This window comes from Legionella donaldsonii (assembly GCF_900452385.1).
Classification (GTDB): Bacteria; Pseudomonadota; Gammaproteobacteria; order Legionellales; family Legionellaceae; genus Tatlockia; species Tatlockia donaldsonii.
On sequence record NZ_UGOA01000001.1, the window covers coordinates 1,347,746 to 1,365,276 of the forward strand.

Genomic DNA, 17,531 nt, shown 5'->3' on the forward strand with positions numbered 1-17,531 from the left:
CTTATCCAAGGGACATAGAGCGGCTCTACTATCTGGTTCCAAAATGAATAGGTGCGTAACCATTTAATTGCTAAATGGAATACTGAATTCCTAACATCACTGTATCAAGACTTGGATTTCTGACATTAGTATTAAAACTGGCATTTAGAGTATTCACATTAAAGTTACCCGTGGTTTTGGGATTTGAACCAAAGGCATGGAAGTAGGAGGCAGTGAATGCCCAATTATCGGAAAGGTTATAAGCCCCTTCCATTTTCAGTTCAGGTAAAACAGAAGTATAGTTGATTGATTCAACAGAGTTTGCTAGCGCAACATTGAAAGGATTAAAGTTAGCACGGGTTCGAGTACTCATGTTTTGTATAAGTGCGCCGGTTTTAAAAAACAAACTATAATTGGAGGCAGTATAACCAACACCTACCAGGGCATCAAAACCGCTCAGGGTATTTCTAATACTCAAGCGAACGGGAAGAGAGGGCGGGACTGTACCTGCCTGATCAAGATTAGTACGACCATAATAACCAAAACCAATTTCGCTGCTTAGTGCAAATTGTTCATTGATAGGTCTTATTATTCCACCGGCAAGGCGGCCAGAAAGTCCTTTGTCGCTTTTATGAGAATAGAGTCGACCGTTTATTCCTGTAAGGCTAAATTCGTAATTCTCAATCTGATTCCATGAATAACCACCTTCCAAGGCTAAAAAGGAAATCAAGCAAGGCGTTGAATCCATAACCCCCATAGCCCCGGCATAGGTATAAGAACTCTGGGCTAAGGCAGCAAGCATTGAGAGTATAGTTATTTTTTTCATTGAGCTAGCCACGATTTTCTTATTAAGAGTACAGTTTAAACAGTTCTGGGAAAATTACTAGCTCTGTGGATTGGTTGCTAAGTTCAACCTTGCTTGGTGAGATGTCATATAATTAAGAAAACTGTCAATCCCGGACTTACTATGAAAGAGGTTGATGAGCTTATCAACGCTATAATTGAAGCCCTGCAACCTATCAATAAGGATGAGCCTTTTTTACATCAATTAGTCGATGATAGTACGGGGCTCACTATCTCTTCGATTAGATCATCAACTCATCCAAAAATTAAGAAAATTGATCTTTTTACTGTCCCTGACAGGCATAAATCCCCGCTCAAACCGCTTGGTACTGTAGTACAAATTACAGGAAAAGATAATGTTGTTGCTTTATTCAAGGTTACACCCGAAGTCTTAGAAAAATTAAAGCCATTATTGATACGGGCAAGGGTTTATCCTGAGTCTGCTTTTTTACGTCCCAGAGTACCTGCATTAACCATTTCAGAGTTTGATAATTTGCAAATCTACGATGAAAAAACACATAAAGATTATGAAGTTATCCGACAGTCTATTGCTAAGGCTGTGGCAGCTTTCATGCAGGAAAAATCCAATATGGAGGTTATGTTGGTGGATGTTGGAACGGGATTGGGAGACTGTCTGGTGTTAACTGCAAAAATGGTGCAATCAATTCCTAAAAATATTATTGCGATAGGTATCGATCCCAATGATAAGAGCATAGAGACAGCGCAAAAAAAATTTTCTGGCTATCAGTTTATTCTTGCTGAAGCTCGCTTTTTAGAAAAGATAATTAGAGAAGCAGATCAGCAAAATTCGAAGAATTTTTTAGTTGCTGTAACTGCTAGTGGTTCGCTTACACGTCTAGTGCTCAATAATACCCTGGAAGCATTGAATGTTTTTCAACAAGCCTATCGTGTAGCTGATATTATGGTTCTAGGTGGAGAGAATGAGATACTAATTACCCGTAAGATTGCCAAAAAAATTGGGTGGCATGCTCAATATCAGCCTAGTCAATTAGAAGGCGGAAATTTAGTTTATGTACTAACGAAAGAAGAGTTTCCTATTCCCAAAGTAAAGGATGGTCATCTTAATTTATCTTTACATGGGAATCCTCTTTTAGTGTTAAGTCATTACCCTGATCTGGCAAAAATTACCAGTCTTGATCTTGGTTTGGCTTATCTGAAGGAAGGAGAGGTTGCTCAATTACTTCAATTGATGCCTCAACTTAAAAAAATACAAATTTCAGGATTGGAAACATGGAAGGGGGAATTAGAAAACAGCATCAAAACCCATGGTCTTGAAATAACTATTTTCGTTGATTCGAAGGCCTATGCTGATACCGAATTAGATCCTAAACAGTGGGAATTAAAAAAATTCACTTCAAAATTTTATAAGCAACATGCGGGAATGCTTACCTTTTTTAATAAGGCTATTGCCAGTTTAGAAAAAGAAGCTGATGCGGCAGAATATAAGCCTGATAAGCATGAATCACCTCAAGACTATCTTGCACGCATAGAAATTCGAGCTAATAAAGGGGATGATATAGCAAGTTATGTACTGGCAAAAAAACTGTCAGAAGAGATAACAAATTTTCAAAATTTGCAAAAAAGTTTTAAATATTGGTCTGTCTTATATGAAAAAGGATATCCTGTTCTGTTTGAACTTGAGAAAGTTCACCATCTTATAGAGAAGGCGAATCCATTGCAGGATCTTTATGCGAAACTAAATGAGGCATTTTCTAAATTTAAGCCAAATGGCTGATGAGACGGCTATGAAATTTTTTTGTAAGAAATGTGGTATTCCTGTGACTCCAAAAATAGAAATAGTCAAGCAGTTGAGTAACTCACCTATTCAAATTTACTTTTGCAGTCAATGTAATGAACGACTATTGGAGTTAGGGGCGCGTCCTAATTTGTGGAGTGGAATTTGGGAACTTGCTCTGTTTGATTTATTGCGAGTCATTTATTTTGAAATCAAGCGATTCCTGTGTCGTTCGAAGTCTAAATAACGGCCTCTTTTGTAAAAGGTTTTATTCTGGTTTTCCCTTCTGTCCGTTATACTCTCGGCATTGATGTCACCAGGAGAGTAAATGCCTTTTAATCTTATGGCTGATTGGTTAGCACAGGAAGCTAAAGCCGGCTCAGTATGTCCTGACAGAGCCGTTTTATCCACGGTAAATTCAGCCGGTATTCCGCATAGTCGTGTGGTAGCAATTAAAGCGATTGAGAGTGAGAGAGAGAGCGTTTTATTTTTCACACCGCGAGGAACAAGAAAGTTTATCGAGTTAATCGAGAAGCCACAGGTTTCAATAACGTTCTGGTTTGCAATGCAGCAACGACAGATTATCCTGGAAGGAATTGCCAAGCCGCTTCCTTTACAAGAAAACGAAATTTATTGGCGAGCTCTCCCACGCGAACGCCAATTACGTTTTTCTACCTATGCGCCTACCTCAGGGAAGGCTATCAATTCCCTTGTTGAGTTAGACAAAAAGCTTGCGTTACTTAAACAACAATATCACGATGTCCCATCGCTTCCCATGAGTGAATTTTATTGCGGATTTCGCGTGTTCCCTGACACGCTGTATTTTTATACCTTAGGCTCAGAATCCTTTTCTGAAATGATAAGCTATGTGAAAAATACAAGTGGTTGGAGCCAACAATTGCTTTCACCTTAGGCTGGAGAGTGATTAGTTAAAAGGGACGATGTATCGCTTTTTATAAAGTGGAAACTACAAACACGGAAGGTTGAATCCCTGCTAAATTCTTTTTTACGATGAAGGGGATTAACGCTCACCCTGTTTTTGTGCAAAAATAACGCAATAAGTCTATAATTTATGAAACAAACAAGGAAGCGCTGACCAAGTTCAACAGAGAAAACATGGAAAAAGGATTAGTCTGATGAAAACCTTCGCTCTATTAATTCTCTTTTTATTTTCTTTTCAGGCAGAGGCTGTCACTGCTTGCAGATGTACTTGCGATTTGTCAGATAGACGGCTATGTGCCAGTACAATCTTTCTTGACCAGCCTTGTCCTGGGATATGCCCTTCGCAGAGCCCTGAAGCACCACCAATGGGGAATACAGCCTGTCCTACATCAAAAGTCTTTAATGCAAACAAGAATACTTATGAGTGGGTAGCTATTTGTCCTGATTAGCGGGGGATTTATTCTCCAGCGTAGCGACACTCATTTTTAGCCATCTCTGTGCAGATTTGTATACAATTATCATCCTTTGAGTCTGGGCACCTGACTCCAGTGCATCGTTTTACGCTTTGCTGTACACAAAGATTCTGATCAAATTGTTGTTGCTGGATCTGTACTTCAGGAATATCTTCGGCTTGAACAGAAGTGAATGATAACAATAACAGTAAGCTGACGATCAATTTATTCATGATATGATTTTCCTTTGCCATATCTTTCAACTTAGCATAGAAGAATAATGTACGCTATATCTATCGACTGTAATGGTCTAAATACCAAGGAAATCGAATGAAGACTATCTTTTTACTGATTGGTTCCAATATCTTTATGACGTTTGCCTGGTATGGCCACTTAAAAAATCTTAATAACAAACCGTTATATCTGGCTATTTTAGTAAGCTGGGCTATCGCATTTTTTGAGTATACCTTGCAAGTACCTGCGAATCGCTTGGGCTATAAAGAATTCAATTTAGGGCAACTGAAAATATTACAAGAAATTATTACAATGAGCGTCTTTGTAGTTTTTGCCTATTTCTATATGAATAAACCGGTGGGAGTTAATTTTCTGTATGCAAGCCTATGTATGGTAGGAGCTGCCTATTTTATTTTTAAAAATTAATAGGGCACCTTAAAGGCCTTGTTTGACTATTGTCTGGAATCCAGGTTATATCTCTAAAAATTTATTTGCGCCGATGAAAAGTCTCTATAAGGATATTGTGTGGAACAATTCATAATCTTTGCATTGAGTAATTTTACCCTGACACTATTTATTCTAAGTGTCCTGTTTGCTGCGCTTGCACTTACATTAAAATCCAAGTTAAAGAGGGCAGAAGTTATTGACGTTCTTTTTTCTTATTTTCTGTTGTTTAACGTCGGCATTAGCTATTTATATAATTTTGTCATGCATGTTTTTTTAGGTGATATGGCAGCCCAATTTATTGGTTGGGCGCAAAGCCCCTTTCAACTTGAGGTTGGGTTTGCCAGCCTCGGCTTTGCTGTTATTGGTATCATTAGTTTTTGGAGCAAGCTCGGTTTTCGTGCGGCGACAGTGATTGCTCCTGCCATGTTTTTATGGGGGGCAGCAGGTGGTCATATTTACCAAATGATCGTAGCCACTAATTATGCACCCGGCAATGCTGGTATTATTTTGGGGACCGATATTTTCATGCCAATCCTTGGTTTTATCCTGCTTTGGTTACAATATAAAAATCCTCCCGTATCGGCTCGATAGCTGTCGACGGCCCGGCTACGATTGGGGCTGTGAAAAATAAAATTAAACTATCCAGGCTTATTCCGTGAATACCAATAACAATTCAATGTGTGCATAATGTTTACTTAATTTTCCCTTGTTACCATTGTGATTTTTTAAGTCAAAATGGTTCGTCATGGGTAAATCTATATTTTTTCTAAACACAGCAACACTTGAAAATTCTGATCTGTTAAACATTTTAAATTTGGCTGAAATTAATAAGGGAATGAATTTCACTGCCGAGATTGCCAAGGCATCTCCAGGAGCCGCTAAACTCCTTAGAATGGCCAAGGTATATTATGAGCGAGATGGCGTATGTTTTACCTTTGATAAATTTATTGTCAAACCCACTAATACCAGCAAAAAGGTGGAAGATATTCCTGCGGTTAGAAATGAGATTCGCTTTGTCTATGATGAGGTCCAGACATCATGGTATCTTGTAACAGTAGCAACGGATGGTCAGCGATTTCAAAAAAAAGTTAATCAACTGACTGTTCAAGATGCCAGGCAACCTTATCTTGCTGGATTAAAGTTGGCTGAGCTAAAGACACTTCTTAATAAAGCAAGCTTAACCACGAGTGAGTGGAACCAAATCAAATCAGATTGTTTTGTGCATCCTAATCCTTTACATGCTATGGCCGAGTTATTAAGAACCACTTTGGATAGGCCCAAAAGCCTTTCCGCTGCTCAGGAAACTAGAGAGATACGTGCTTATTTTCAAGATAAAATTAAAAAACAGGGAATCACCTTAATTATTTACTCAAATGCCTTAAATGCGGATGCTTGTGGTAAAGCAGAAAGCGATTATGTAAAAATTAGCGCGGATCGAGCAATTAAGCCTCATCAGCAATTGCGAGTACTGTATATAGGCGGGGGGCATGGTTGGCCTAAACAGGCCTGGGATGGACAGGGAATGTTGTCAGCATTAAAGGCAAAAGATGTAGAGGAAATATGCCTGGCTTTAGAAGCAAAAAACGTACGCGTTCATGGTGTAATTGTTTTAGGCAGCTGCTTTAGTGCTTCTTATGCCCATCAATTCTCTTTCTTACTGACTCCACATAGCGTGATGTTGTCTTCAAGTTTATCGCAGGCAGGAGAGAATTTCTTTAAAAATGCAGTAACCGTCGCTAGCCTCCAAAATCGGTTGAGTTTTTTTAGTGTCATTCCAAATCATCCAAAACCAAGCCCAACAGGGTTATGTATCACTTATAAAGACAAACACATTGGGCTTAAACTGTATGCTAAAAAGACGGGTTTACCAGCCACCTCAGCTTATGATGAATATGCTAAAAATAATAACATCGTTACCTATCTTAAAAGTAAAAAGCTTAACAGTGAGTTTAGTGACTCTTTACACGATTGTAATGAAAAAAGTCAAAAAATGAAGTTTAATGAGTATTCCAAGGCTGCTTTAAAACGTCAGGAATCATGGGGCCTACTGACAAAATTTTCTTTATTTGCATTAGGGGGAGCGGTCATAGGAACAGCAGGTTATTTTGCAATAAAATATAGAAATAGTCGTAATGGATAAGTTAAAACAGGCCTATAACCGGATTAGTAAAACCTAATCCGGTTATAGGGATCACTATCTCGTTTGAGGGGTATTAAACATGCCCCTGAAAGAGAAAGAAGCCGTGTGCCATCAGGACAATACCAATGAGGCCGGCTATGATTGCTACGGCGTAATACCCCGGTCCTGAATACACTTTATGCGTCAGGTTTACCATAAATTCTGGGAAAGATAGCCAAAGTATCGATTTAATTAACAAGCACCAGGCAAAAATTGTAATTAATACTTCTGATTCCCAAATCCAAAGGTTATGCACAAGGACGAGCATGATACCAAGGATTAACCCCAGAGTAGCTGCTACGACAATAGCAGAACTTCCTACCTTGATGTGAGTTAACAAGTCTTGATAATACCTCGCGCGAGCTAACATAATAATGGCAATAATTACCAGGTAAAGCCCAACAGCTTGCGCCAGAAATAAGGTATGTAATGATTCGTGCATGGTAAACTCCTTTTAATAGATCTCTATACTAAGTTTAGTATAAAAAAGAGGGTCTTAAATCGCGGATTCGGGTTTGACAGGGTGCTTTTTATAGATAGGTTGCAAGCGTAAATTGGAAAGGATTATTAGAGCCGTTCTCTACGATAGAGTCTGTAGTTATCGACTTTTTTAAGATCAGTAGCTCGTTAAAGACGAGCTACTGCAACTGCTCTAGAATGTTAGTGTGCTAATTTTTTTATTAGCATACTCTTCTCGGGCTTCAGCATTCATGTATGAATGTTGAAGCTCGTGGACATAAAGGGTCTCTGAAGAAAATATCCGGCCATTAATAGTTTTTCTGTTTTCATGGAAAAATAGTAGGGGTTTTGGTTCACTGGCAATTATTTTCCGAATCGCTGTATCCATTTCAGCCAGTAGTTCAGGAAAGGTGGTTTTAATTTTGTCGAGGCCCGCAGTTAATTGCTCCTCAAATAAACCCGCTTTTTTAGGTACCAAATTACGCTCAAGAACGAACTCATTACCGCTCTGGAAAGTATCAGTTTTCACTGAAGCCGCCCCACAACGTTTAACTTGTGCTGTTTTGAGGGCCTGCGCAATAATATCGAAGAAAGCATCTTTATTTGCAGTAAAATCGTTCTGTCCTAGTAACGAGCGTAGGCATCCCAGCTCCCTCTTACAGGTTTTAGCCGCATTTTCCAGATCTTGAGTGAGTGGCTTCTTGGCAAAAAAAGTTTTATAGCCCACTTCATACCAGCGACTTTTTCGTTGATTATCGCCATCCAGATATTGGAACCCTTCTGTAAATGCATCAATGACCTCTTTTACTGAAGGCATGATTTTATATCTCCCCGGTAAAAAATGGCTATCATAGCTTAAAAAGAAAGGAAATTCTTGCTGCCCTGGCGGCAGGGTAGAGAGCAGATTGAGATTAAATGAAATAATTCAATTAGATGGGTTTTGATTCTGGTGCGGTATTTTTTTTGCAAACTGTTCTTTATTAGCTATTATCTCATTTAAATAGAGTAACTGATCTCATAAAGATAAATGAAAATCCCTGGGAATATCGGTTGGGGAAAAACCAGCTCGGTAAGAAAAGGTTTCACAAATATGGGTCACAATCATATAAGTTGATTGTTTGTCTTTTTTCACCAATTCCCAAGTATGACTTAAATCGGCAATCAATTGTTGGCTGTAGGGCGCAGGGGATTGCCAGGTTCTCGCATACCAACTGCCTTTTGTTTCAATAATGACTTTATTTCCCTGCATTTGGCTTTTTTGTAATTCACAATCAAATTTCTGATCGAAATAAATCAGTTTACCAATTTGGTGATCAGCAAAACCCGCGATGCCTTTAAAAACAATGTTACTGCCACGAAGTGTGATAAGAAGATTGTCTGCATCGACAATGGGTAAAAAGGCAGTAATGGGTGCCCGTGAAGCATTGAGATGGTTAAATTGTTTAATAATGTTAAAAGCTTCATTAGTAATAGTCTTATTCATTCTTTATCCATTTTTTACTGGGCCCCTCCGACCCTACAGAAACACAATGCAGCACTCTCAGTAAAGCAAACCAATAAAAGTATTTCATTACTCTACAGACTTTTGATAGTAGTGAAAAGCATATTTTTTGAGCATATTTAATGAGGAATAAATAATACGATAACTTCCGTCAAAGAGATGGCTATCTTTTGTAATAATTCATGCGTCTTAATAAAATATTAATCTCTGTGTGCTAAAAGTTATCAAAGAGAGTTGATGTGCCAAAGAGTCAGGAATGCCAAAGTTATATACCAAAAAACGGGTTAATTTTAGTCCCATAGATTCATCCGATATTCCACGCTATCAGTATCACCATACTTTGCGTCAAGCAATTGAATTATCGGCTACGAGCTATTCCTACCAGGAAGGCCGCGACGGGAAACCCTATCAATGGGACAATATTGCGCCAGAGGTGGCCTTGGTTATTCTGCAGGATGCTGAAAAAAGTGGTGTGTGGATAGAACAAGAAGTGATTGAACAACTGGGCTCTGCGGACGTGTTTAATGCGGCCGCCTTAGACTCTGTATTGGATACGCTTAATAATAATCCTGATTATTCGCTGTTCACGCAAAAACTAGCTTTACGCATCACTGGCAAACAATTGACTCAATTGACTCACGAAGAATTAGAATTAGCAGGTATTACCACCATTGAGCAATTTGACAAGGTTTATAGTGCTTTCTTACTTGAGCAGGATAAATTAACCAAAAACTTTCCTAATTTTGAAAAAGTTAAGGACAGTGATGACTATAACCAATTGCTTGATTTCCTGGTTAATAACCCTTTGTATGATAAATTTTTAAAATCATTCACAACAATCCTGGCCAACGAATTCAACAGAAATAGAGCGACGGTCGATCAAGTCCAAGCCCCCCAAGAGATTAGCAAACAAACATTACTTCATTTTTTTACCGCTATTAGCTGCGATCTGCGGTTAAAAGCCCCTCCTTCGGGAGTATTGGAAAAGAATACTTTATACCTCGAGATCATTGATGATCTGCTCTATTATACTGTGATAGCCCCTGATGGTGAGAAAGTTACAGATTCAATTCGTCCGGAACAATTAAGCCTTCATCTTGATAAAAATACTTCCGAAGACGAGTTGCGAGAAGCTTTACCCTTGATTCTGAGAATAACAGCACAGAGAGGGCACACAAGTACTATGGCGTTTCATAGTACGGCCTCATTAAAGGCTCAAGGAATTGAATATTTAGCTGGTGATACACACCATGATTTATTTCTATCACATTTACCTGCAGTCGATTTGGTTAACGATGAAGCCAATAAATTTTGTATCTACCAATGGTTGCAGCAGGGTAATTTACCCAGATTAAAAAGTCATATCGCTGAAGGAGCTTGTCAACGCTATTTTAGCAGTTTGGAGCGTTTTGCTCACCAAGCTAAAGAACCCTTTGCAAAAGATGAAGAATTTATAAAGCAAGTTGACTCAGTTTCTCTTTTAATGAGAGAGATTGTTGAATTGATTGCCTCATTAGATACGAATCGCAATGAAACAGATAACGAGTTAGATGAAAAATTACTTAAACTGGTTGGGCATTTAAGCTGGCTAAAAGAATATTATGGTAATACGCCATTAATAAAATCGGGTGATAGTTTTCCAAGTACAGAAGGAAATTTTGACGATTTTGTTAGAAAAATGATTTTCAATTCAACGAACGATAAAGTGGTTCGGTATCTTACCGATCAAATGGATTCTTCTGATACCTTGCGGCTCAATTTGGTTGATTTAGTCAATGCGCTCATTAAGAGCAGTTCTACTGTCCAGGTTCGCCAGGTAAGTAATAAAAAAATGATAAGGATCCTGGGGGGGGACCAAGGAAATATGCCGCCTTTAACCGTATTTCGGGAGCAAATGAAAGAGCATGTTTCTACACAGTTAAAGAGTAATACTCATCATTATTATACGGTTCGTAGTTATGAAAATGATCAGTTAGAGCTGAATGAAGCCCCCATGTCTTTTCGTGGGGGAAATTTAACCAATACCTTAGAAGAGACGAGGGCCTTTGCCAAAAAATTTACACGTAGCGGCGAATTCTCTGCTGACAGTCATTTACTCATTGGACAAGAGAATAACATCAAGAAACATGAGGTACGCTCTGCAACGGCTGCCAATTCATTGGCGGCTACAGGTGTTGATGGAACACGTTCGGCAACTGATAAACTCGATGTGGCAATTCACTATGGTGGCGATAGGGATGTTAAGATCATTTATGTATTACGCGGGAAAGAAGCGTTTCATTCGCATTCTTATTTAGATCCTCTGGGTAAAAATAAAATGAGCGAAATTGCTTTTACGCACGTTAATCCCAGCGACTATGTAATGACGATTATTTACGATAGGAATAATACGATCCTTGATGTGATTCCAGGAAATCTGACTGGTGAAATTCATGGTGTTAGTGATTTCACCAGAAAAGTACTGGAAGCAGGTATTGGATTTTATAATGTCAAACACAATCCCAATTACAGTGGTTCCGTTAAATTACCTAATCCTGCGGAGCAGCTTAAAACGCCAACGATTCATTTGCATAAAAAGAAATCACTGATCGATATCATTCAATCCCATAAAAGTGAAACCCGTCCAAAAGAGGATAAACCCACTCATCAATTAAGTAGTGTAAGAATAAAGCGTGGGGTGACGATTGATGGTTATAAACATTTATCACTGGATACACTTCGTCAAGAAGTGCAAGCAACTGACCGATGGGATAAAACGTGGACTTTCCCTACGAAACCATTCAATCCTCTTTCTTCGAGTTTAACTGAAGTTAGAGCGGAAGCGCAGCGCCATTACAACATGAGGCATGTTTTAACACTTAAAGACTTTACGGGCTGGAGTGAGCGTGAAAGAAAACTGCAAGAAGCACATAATCGTATCTTGCAGCCTGGCTTCATGGCTGGTGATATCGATACACAATTAGCGCATGCGCAAGTTGCCAGGGAAGCCTGGTTAACGGATGTGTTAGTCCCAAAGATGCAAACAGCGCTTTTGCTGCATATTGCTGCGAGATTAATTACTGACTACCAGGTAGATGTGGAAGATCTCAACCAGATAGCTCAAAAACTACAGCTTTTAATTCATGATAAACACACGTCTGAGCTTATGGAGTATGAGCATCAGATAATGAGGACCCTGGATATTAGTGATGTATCTGGCCAATATCAGGAATGCATGGAAAAGGCAAAAGCCAAAATGACAACCATCTACCCCATGCTCGAAGAAGACAGCTACGAGTACCGCAATAAATTCACGTCTTGTTTTGAAATGGAGAAGAATAAGTTAAGAAAACAATCAATAAATAAAGCGATGACAGAGTTTCTTGATAAGTATCTCGATGTTTATACTCAGCAGAATGGACTCAAGAAAAAGACGGTCTATCCACTGGCAGATAATCATGACTTTGTCTTTTTAGGACCTGCAGCCAGCGGTAAAAGTACCATTTCCAGTCAGTATATTAGTCGGGAAGATCGTAAGGATTATGTTTCACTGGCTACGGACGATTATCGCGGTGTCTTTTTACCTTTTACAGAGAAGTTTGAAGGCCAAGAGATTGAACAGGTTTTTATTCGAACCCAAGACAGTGCATTTCTCATTAGCGAAATAGTTGAAGAACGGATGAAGGCAAAAACGGTAGAGAGAGCTAATGTTATTGTAGATGGGGTAACTTATAAACCGTCTCACCGGGAACTGGTAGAAAAAAATAATAATTCGATTGTCGTTTGTGCTTGTCTTGATGATATGAGTTTGGTTGTCAGGCGTTCTTATGAACGGGCAATGCAGGAAGATGCTGGTTCGGCTGATAAAGGCCGGCATGTTAACACCAGCAGTTTGATCAACATGCACAAAACAGCCAGTCTGAATTTAATAAAATATTGTACCCCTAATTCTACTATCAGGTTTTATGACACCAATATTCCTAAGGGGACAGTGCCGCCATTAATTGCGACTGTGGATACCCACGGCACGAAAACGTTGACGATTAGCGAAGAGAAAGGTGCGTTAGTGAGATTGGCTTCTTTCTTCAATAAAGCGCGGGTTAATATCGGTGCAAAGAGCGATGACAGTTTATTTTTCAAAAAATTAAAGAAAGCGGAGTTTCAGGTTGATTCGTTATTCGCAGCCATGAATTTTGGCTATCAAATTGTACTCAATGGTGACAATCAAAACCCTTGTTTAACAGTGAGAAAAGAAACAGATGGGCAGATTGTTATGGAAGTGAAGGATGTTGCTGCGCTCAAGAAAAAAATGTTAGATTCCACTGAAATAGAAAAGGAATTGTTGGCAACAGTTATAATCTATGGGCATTATGGTAGCCTTAAAGAAGTTCATAAACAACGGCTATTACATGATATCAGTGCAGATAGGATGGCAGAAAAATTCCTTGCCTCTTTACCTGAGCAAGTTGTTTGCGACCTCGACTCAGAACCTAAGTTCAAATTAGATGCATAGGGTATGTTAATGCCAGGTTTTTGAGAAATTCAAGACACGTGTGTTGTCTTCATTGGAGAAAAGGCTATGGAAGAAATACTGGAAAGAATGGCAGACTTTATCGATGACGTGCATAAGTCGCTTAATGACACAGCCGATGTTAAAGAAAGAGCTAAGCGCCAGGAAGTTTTCGATTCGTTATTACTTTTAGCAACCTATACTTCCGCAATAGAACTGGAAAAGGCCTTGTCTCGTAGCCTTCCTTTGGAAGAGGCTAACCCTGGATTAACGTATCTCTGTAAACAATTACGAGAAATCAATGGGCTTTGTACCTTTTCCTTTAGTGACAGCCATGACATCTACCGCTCTCTCTTCACCAATATTCAATTTAATAATTTTGATGAGAAAGAGCGTTTGCGCAAAGAACTTAGCCGACAACTGACTGAATTAATTTTTGAGAAAACAAATACGGAGATACCGTCCAGTAGCCTTAGATTTTAAGGACTATTTACATTTCTTTTCTCTGCGACGCTTGAATCATGCCATAAGTACACCGTAGTCTGGATGAAAGCCGAGGCCGTCATCCAGGCTTTTAAACGACTAGCCTATCCAGAGCGTTAGTGAACTCCTATGTATACAGCACATTCTTCGGGGTTTTTGTATATTTCAAAATCAGAGATGTAGGCTCTTCTGAATGGTTTTATTGATGAAAAATAGTGCCATATTTCTTGCCAGGTTTTGATGATTGCTTGCGGCATTGGCCCTCGATTTTCGAAGACGAGGTAATTGCCTGTCTCGATGGTAATTGAGTTAAATTCAGGTAAAAGCTCTTTACTTTTCACTTCTATACCTGCTGTAACTGTATAGGCTCCTGTAAAGTCTGTTTCATAATTCGAGTAGACTCCGAATAGGGGTAAATTGCTCTGCTCTTGCTGAAATTTTTTGACGATATCTTGATTATAAAATTGTTCCCATAGTTTGGGTAACTGAGCATGCTGGGGATCGAACTCGTTATCATTTTTTGTTCTTACGCTTAGTCCCGAAATAATAAAATTTTGCACGTGGGTTAAATACGGTTCTTTGTCAGACATACCATTCTCCTTAATAACTATCGATAAACAGGCGCTGGGAGATAACAGTAATCAGCTTGAAACTCATAATGGGTTAAAAATGAAAGGCTAAGTTTTAACCGATGGTTCAAGTCCGGTAAATATGGCAGAATCCAGCTTGTTTAACCTAGTTTAGATGACGGTGCTGTCAAATTCTGTCAGTAGTAAACAGGTTGATAAATAAACATAATAGATAGAGGGCAAGATGATAAGGCTTGGCATTATTGGCTGTGGCGATATTGTAAATCGTTATAAAGGATTTTCCAGTGAGTCACTTAGGGCAAAGGGGCTTGAAGTGACGGCCTTAGTCGATGTCAATCTGGAGAGTGCAAGGAAAATGGCAAATTATTTTGCCAATCCCCTCCTGGCAACCTCCTTCGATGAACAAGTGATTGCTGCTACAGATGCAGTCCTAATTGCGGCACCGAATCATTTACATCATTATTATGGCAAACGTTGTCTGGAAGCAGGCAAGCATGTGTTGATGGAGAAGCCTTTGGCTCTCACACAAATTGAGTGCGAAGAATTAATCGCTATCAGTAAAAGAAACAATCTCGTTCTAATGGTTGCTTTATGCATGCGTTTTCATCCCTTATTGCAACAATTTAAATTGTTGTTAGACAAGCAACAGTGTGGGGACTTATTTCAATTGTCTATTTGGACCGAGCAGCATACGGAATTTCCACAGGACCACTGGCATAATCAACAAGTCACTTTAGGTGGTGGACAGTTGTTCAGTCATGGCTGTCATTATATCGATTTATTGATGTGGTTCTTGGGGCAACCGGTCGAAGGTTTTTTTCTGGGTACAAACAAGGAAACCCCCTGGATGGAAAAAGAGGGTACAACAAATGTTTGCTTAAAATTCCCTGATAATTCTTTAGGTTATTATTTTGGTACCTGGGGGGCGCGCGGCACGCGTAATGATTATTTAATCCAGGCTCATGGATCAAAAGGGATGTTGGAAGCTGATTTTAATAAATCAGCGATTACACTGTATTCGAAGGGCAGTACAAACGATACAAAGCAATTTTATACTGGTTACACCAAAGAAGAGCTGCTGTGCAAAGAAGAGGTGGATATTAGTGAAATGTATCACAACGAAATGCTTCATTTTTTAACCTGTATAACAACTAATCAAAAACCTTTAACCGATGCGACAGTCGCTTTGCAAAGTATGAAACTTATATGGCAGCTCTATCAACATGGTTCCCTACAATCAGGCAGGGAACACGCCTGAATGGATTTAAATTATCTATGTTGTGTTTTATACGTGCAATCCAGTCACATTCTCATTTATTAAGATCCATTCACTGCCATACTGGTTATTTGATTGGTTTGAAAATGATTAACGGCCAACACCGCCCACGCCTCCTGGTCCGCCATTGCCAGCACCTAAGCCGCCACCGCCATAATCCTCTTCCGTTGTTACCGGTTTTTTTTGGCTCCAAGAGCAGCCGTTGAGGAGGCTTGATAGGCCAAATAAAATTAATAAAGTAAGCAGGATCCACATCGTTGTTCTTCTCATCTGAGCTCCCTGTAAATCAATTTAACCTATCGAATGTTGTCAATAGTATGCACTACCCAAGGTGTAGTCACTAGCTTTCTAGCTGTTTTAAGGCTTTAGGGGCTGATGAGACAACTATCAGTAGTCAATCTCGCAGTGAGTTGTAGCTCTAATTAAATACATTATGAAATAAAAATGAGATGAATGCTCATTATTAATAATTTATTAAGGTTGGTGAAATATAATGACGCCTGTTTTGTTATTAACCGGAAATTAGTCTTAAGCAGGCAGTCATCCAACACATTGATGGAATTAGGAAGGTAAGGAAAGGCCGCAGTTATTGCCTCTAGTCTATTCTCCCCTAAAAGTGAGGGTATTATGCCTTTTCGTATAGATGTTCCATCTCCTAATGGTGAGTGTTATCAAGCTCCAACTCAAGCTTATCAGGATTACTTAGACGATGTAGAAAAATACGGTGATATTTTTGGCCCGTTTATAGGTGATATGTATACGCCGGCTAGTCTCTATCTTTCCGTCACTCGTCAAAGTATAACCTGGTCAATGGTTGCTCCACTTGAACATGATTATACCTCACAGAAATGGCGTAATGAGGTCTATGGCACGGCAGGTTTGGGACATCGTGAAATTTCTGAAGGTTGTGTAGGCTATTATCGTGGTACCAATTCATTACACGTTAAACGGCAACATCAGACAGCTAATGAAGCTGCTCACAACCACAACCACTATCGTTTTAATACTGATGTAACTCCAGAGCTTTTTGCACAACATTTGAGAAATTTTGTTAAACATGATAAAGCGTCTACTCATAATGGTTCAAGTTTAGTTGGCGTACCAAAATTTCTAACTTCAATGGATGCTGAAAGGATCATTGAAGCGTATACTCTCTGCTATCAAGAAGAAGTACGGACTGGTTTGAAAAAAGAACTTGAGTCAGACCCCTATTACCAATACACCAGGGAAGATACCGAGGAATTGCGTGAAGGGCTAGTCATAGAAGGTACCTGCCGAGATATGAGTAAGGGCTTGGACCATACTATGGTGGGATTAAGATATGACCGTGCTGAGGAGCGTCAACATAAAGACACACCTCTCTCTGTGCTTAAATCACGGCAAATTTATGCGGGAAGGTCTCAAAAATTGGAAGCTATACGTGCGAAGCGTGAAACTTTCGCGAAGGAATTTTATGCCCCAAAGGTTGATGTTCCTACTCAAGATGTTTCACTGCAACCAAGTTCTATGCAATCACGTTCTTCAACGGAAGTGTTTTCCCCTGAAACGCTTACCCAATTGAAAAAGAGTAGTCTAGTTGGATTTTTTAATAAAAAACAACCTGAACCTGTTATAGCTCCAGTAATGACTCAGAGCGTCCCTTCGCAAGGGAGTTCGGTCGCATTTTCAACAGAGACTGTCAGTACTCTGAAAAAGAGCAAATTGGCCGGATTTTTTAACCGTCCAGGCGCTTCTCTTGAAGAGGTACCAGATACATTCCAATCGACTGTTGAGGAATTAGCGCGAGAAGATGATACGAATGTTCAATTACCCGTTCTTGAACCCTCTAATCATGATAGCCATAAAGATAAAGGAACTAAGGATTTAACTGAAAGCGTTGTTGTATACAGTTAATTGGGAAT

At 39.3% G+C, this 17,531-nt stretch carries 18 protein-coding genes; 11 read left to right on the forward strand and 7 right to left on the reverse strand.

Features of this window, described 5'->3' with window-relative positions; translation table 11 throughout:
* Positions 1 to 70 precede the first annotated feature (70 nt).
* Positions 71 to 805 (reverse strand): hypothetical protein, encoded by a 735-nt coding sequence (locus DYC89_RS06250; RefSeq protein WP_147285484.1) that lies wholly within the window; start codon positions 803 to 805, stop codon positions 71 to 73.
* A gap of 141 nt (positions 806 to 946) precedes the next feature.
* Here DYC89_RS06250 and DYC89_RS06255 point away from each other — a divergent pair, with 141 nt between their 5' ends.
* The 4 genes from DYC89_RS06255 to DYC89_RS06270 all read left to right on the forward strand — a co-directional run bounded on the left by DYC89_RS06255 (position 947) and on the right by DYC89_RS06270 (position 3,969).
* Positions 947 to 2,578, forward strand: a complete 1,632-nt coding sequence (locus tag DYC89_RS06255) for a class I SAM-dependent methyltransferase (RefSeq protein WP_115220996.1) — start codon at positions 947 to 949, stop codon at positions 2,576 to 2,578.
* Positions 2,579 to 2,588: 10 nt separating this feature from the next.
* Positions 2,589 to 2,825: a DUF2197 domain-containing protein gene (locus DYC89_RS06260; protein ID WP_181879337.1), complete on the forward strand. Its 237-nt coding sequence runs from the start codon at positions 2,589 to 2,591 to the stop codon at positions 2,823 to 2,825.
* An 81-nt stretch (positions 2,826 to 2,906) separates the two neighbouring features.
* The gene (locus DYC89_RS06265; RefSeq protein WP_115220998.1) at positions 2,907 to 3,491 is read left to right on the forward strand and encodes a pyridoxamine 5'-phosphate oxidase family protein; all 585 of its coding nucleotides are present in this window, start codon (positions 2,907 to 2,909) and stop codon (positions 3,489 to 3,491) included.
* Between the two features lie 223 nt (positions 3,492 to 3,714).
* On the forward strand, positions 3,715 to 3,969 hold the full coding sequence (locus DYC89_RS06270; protein WP_115220999.1) for a hypothetical protein: 255 nt from the start codon (positions 3,715 to 3,717) through the stop codon (positions 3,967 to 3,969).
* An 8-nt stretch (positions 3,970 to 3,977) separates the two neighbouring features.
* Here DYC89_RS06270 and DYC89_RS06275 read toward each other — a convergent pair whose 3' ends face one another.
* Positions 3,978 to 4,205, reverse strand: a complete 228-nt coding sequence (locus DYC89_RS06275; protein WP_115221000.1) for a hypothetical protein — start codon at positions 4,203 to 4,205, stop codon at positions 3,978 to 3,980.
* Positions 4,206 to 4,302: 97 nt separating this feature from the next.
* On the opposite strand from DYC89_RS06275, the gene DYC89_RS06280 reads away from it, so the two are divergent.
* From DYC89_RS06280 to DYC89_RS06290, 3 genes are all read left to right on the forward strand, one after another.
* A complete protein-coding gene (locus DYC89_RS06280; RefSeq protein ID WP_115221001.1) occupies positions 4,303 to 4,632 on the forward strand; it encodes a DMT family protein in 330 nt (109 codons plus the stop codon).
* A gap of 99 nt (positions 4,633 to 4,731) precedes the next feature.
* Positions 4,732 to 5,244: a DUF6790 family protein gene (locus DYC89_RS06285; protein WP_115221002.1), complete on the forward strand. Its 513-nt coding sequence runs from the start codon at positions 4,732 to 4,734 to the stop codon at positions 5,242 to 5,244.
* A 154-nt stretch (positions 5,245 to 5,398) separates the two neighbouring features.
* Positions 5,399 to 6,793, forward strand: coding sequence for a hypothetical protein (locus DYC89_RS06290; protein WP_115221003.1), 1,395 nt, complete (start codon positions 5,399 to 5,401; stop codon positions 6,791 to 6,793).
* 73 nt (positions 6,794 to 6,866) lie between these two features.
* On the opposite strand, the gene DYC89_RS06295 is transcribed toward DYC89_RS06290, so the two are convergent.
* From DYC89_RS06295 to DYC89_RS06305, 3 genes are all read right to left on the reverse strand, one after another.
* Entirely contained in the window at positions 6,867 to 7,274 is a 408-nt protein-coding gene (locus DYC89_RS06295; RefSeq protein WP_115221004.1) for a hypothetical protein, read from the reverse strand.
* Between the two features lie 210 nt (positions 7,275 to 7,484).
* Entirely contained in the window at positions 7,485 to 8,108 is a 624-nt protein-coding gene (locus tag DYC89_RS06300; protein ID WP_115221005.1) for a hypothetical protein, read from the reverse strand.
* Positions 8,109 to 8,306: 198 nt separating this feature from the next.
* On the reverse strand, positions 8,307 to 8,774 hold the full coding sequence (locus DYC89_RS06305; protein ID WP_115221006.1) for a hypothetical protein: 468 nt from the start codon (positions 8,772 to 8,774) through the stop codon (positions 8,307 to 8,309).
* Positions 8,775 to 9,048: 274 nt separating this feature from the next.
* On the opposite strand from DYC89_RS06305, the gene DYC89_RS06310 reads away from it, so the two are divergent.
* Together DYC89_RS06310 and DYC89_RS06315 are read left to right on the forward strand one after the other, a co-directional pair.
* Positions 9,049 to 13,284, forward strand: coding sequence for a hypothetical protein (locus DYC89_RS06310; protein ID WP_115221007.1), 4,236 nt, complete (start codon positions 9,049 to 9,051; stop codon positions 13,282 to 13,284).
* Between the two features lie 66 nt (positions 13,285 to 13,350).
* Positions 13,351 to 13,764 carry a hypothetical protein gene (locus DYC89_RS06315; protein WP_115221008.1) on the forward strand — a complete coding sequence of 138 codons (414 nt, stop codon included), beginning with the start codon at positions 13,351 to 13,353 and terminating at the stop codon, positions 13,762 to 13,764.
* Positions 13,765 to 13,880: 116 nt separating this feature from the next.
* Here DYC89_RS06315 and DYC89_RS06320 read toward each other — a convergent pair whose 3' ends face one another.
* Positions 13,881 to 14,354, reverse strand: coding sequence for a GyrI-like domain-containing protein (locus DYC89_RS06320; RefSeq protein WP_115221009.1), 474 nt, complete (start codon positions 14,352 to 14,354; stop codon positions 13,881 to 13,883).
* Between the two features lie 223 nt (positions 14,355 to 14,577).
* On the opposite strand from DYC89_RS06320, the gene DYC89_RS06325 reads away from it, so the two are divergent.
* The gene (locus tag DYC89_RS06325; protein WP_115221010.1) at positions 14,578 to 15,612 is read left to right on the forward strand and encodes a Gfo/Idh/MocA family protein; all 1,035 of its coding nucleotides are present in this window, start codon (positions 14,578 to 14,580) and stop codon (positions 15,610 to 15,612) included.
* 108 nt (positions 15,613 to 15,720) lie between these two features.
* Here the strand turns inward: DYC89_RS06325 and DYC89_RS06330 are convergent, their stop codons facing one another.
* A complete protein-coding gene (locus DYC89_RS06330; protein WP_115221011.1) occupies positions 15,721 to 15,900 on the reverse strand; it encodes a hypothetical protein in 180 nt (59 codons plus the stop codon).
* Positions 15,901 to 16,257: 357 nt separating this feature from the next.
* Between DYC89_RS06330 and DYC89_RS06335 the strand changes: the two genes are divergently transcribed.
* Positions 16,258 to 17,523 carry a hypothetical protein gene (locus DYC89_RS06335; protein WP_115221012.1) on the forward strand — a complete coding sequence of 422 codons (1,266 nt, stop codon included), beginning with the start codon at positions 16,258 to 16,260 and terminating at the stop codon, positions 17,521 to 17,523.
* Positions 17,524 to 17,531: the final 8 nt, after the last annotated feature.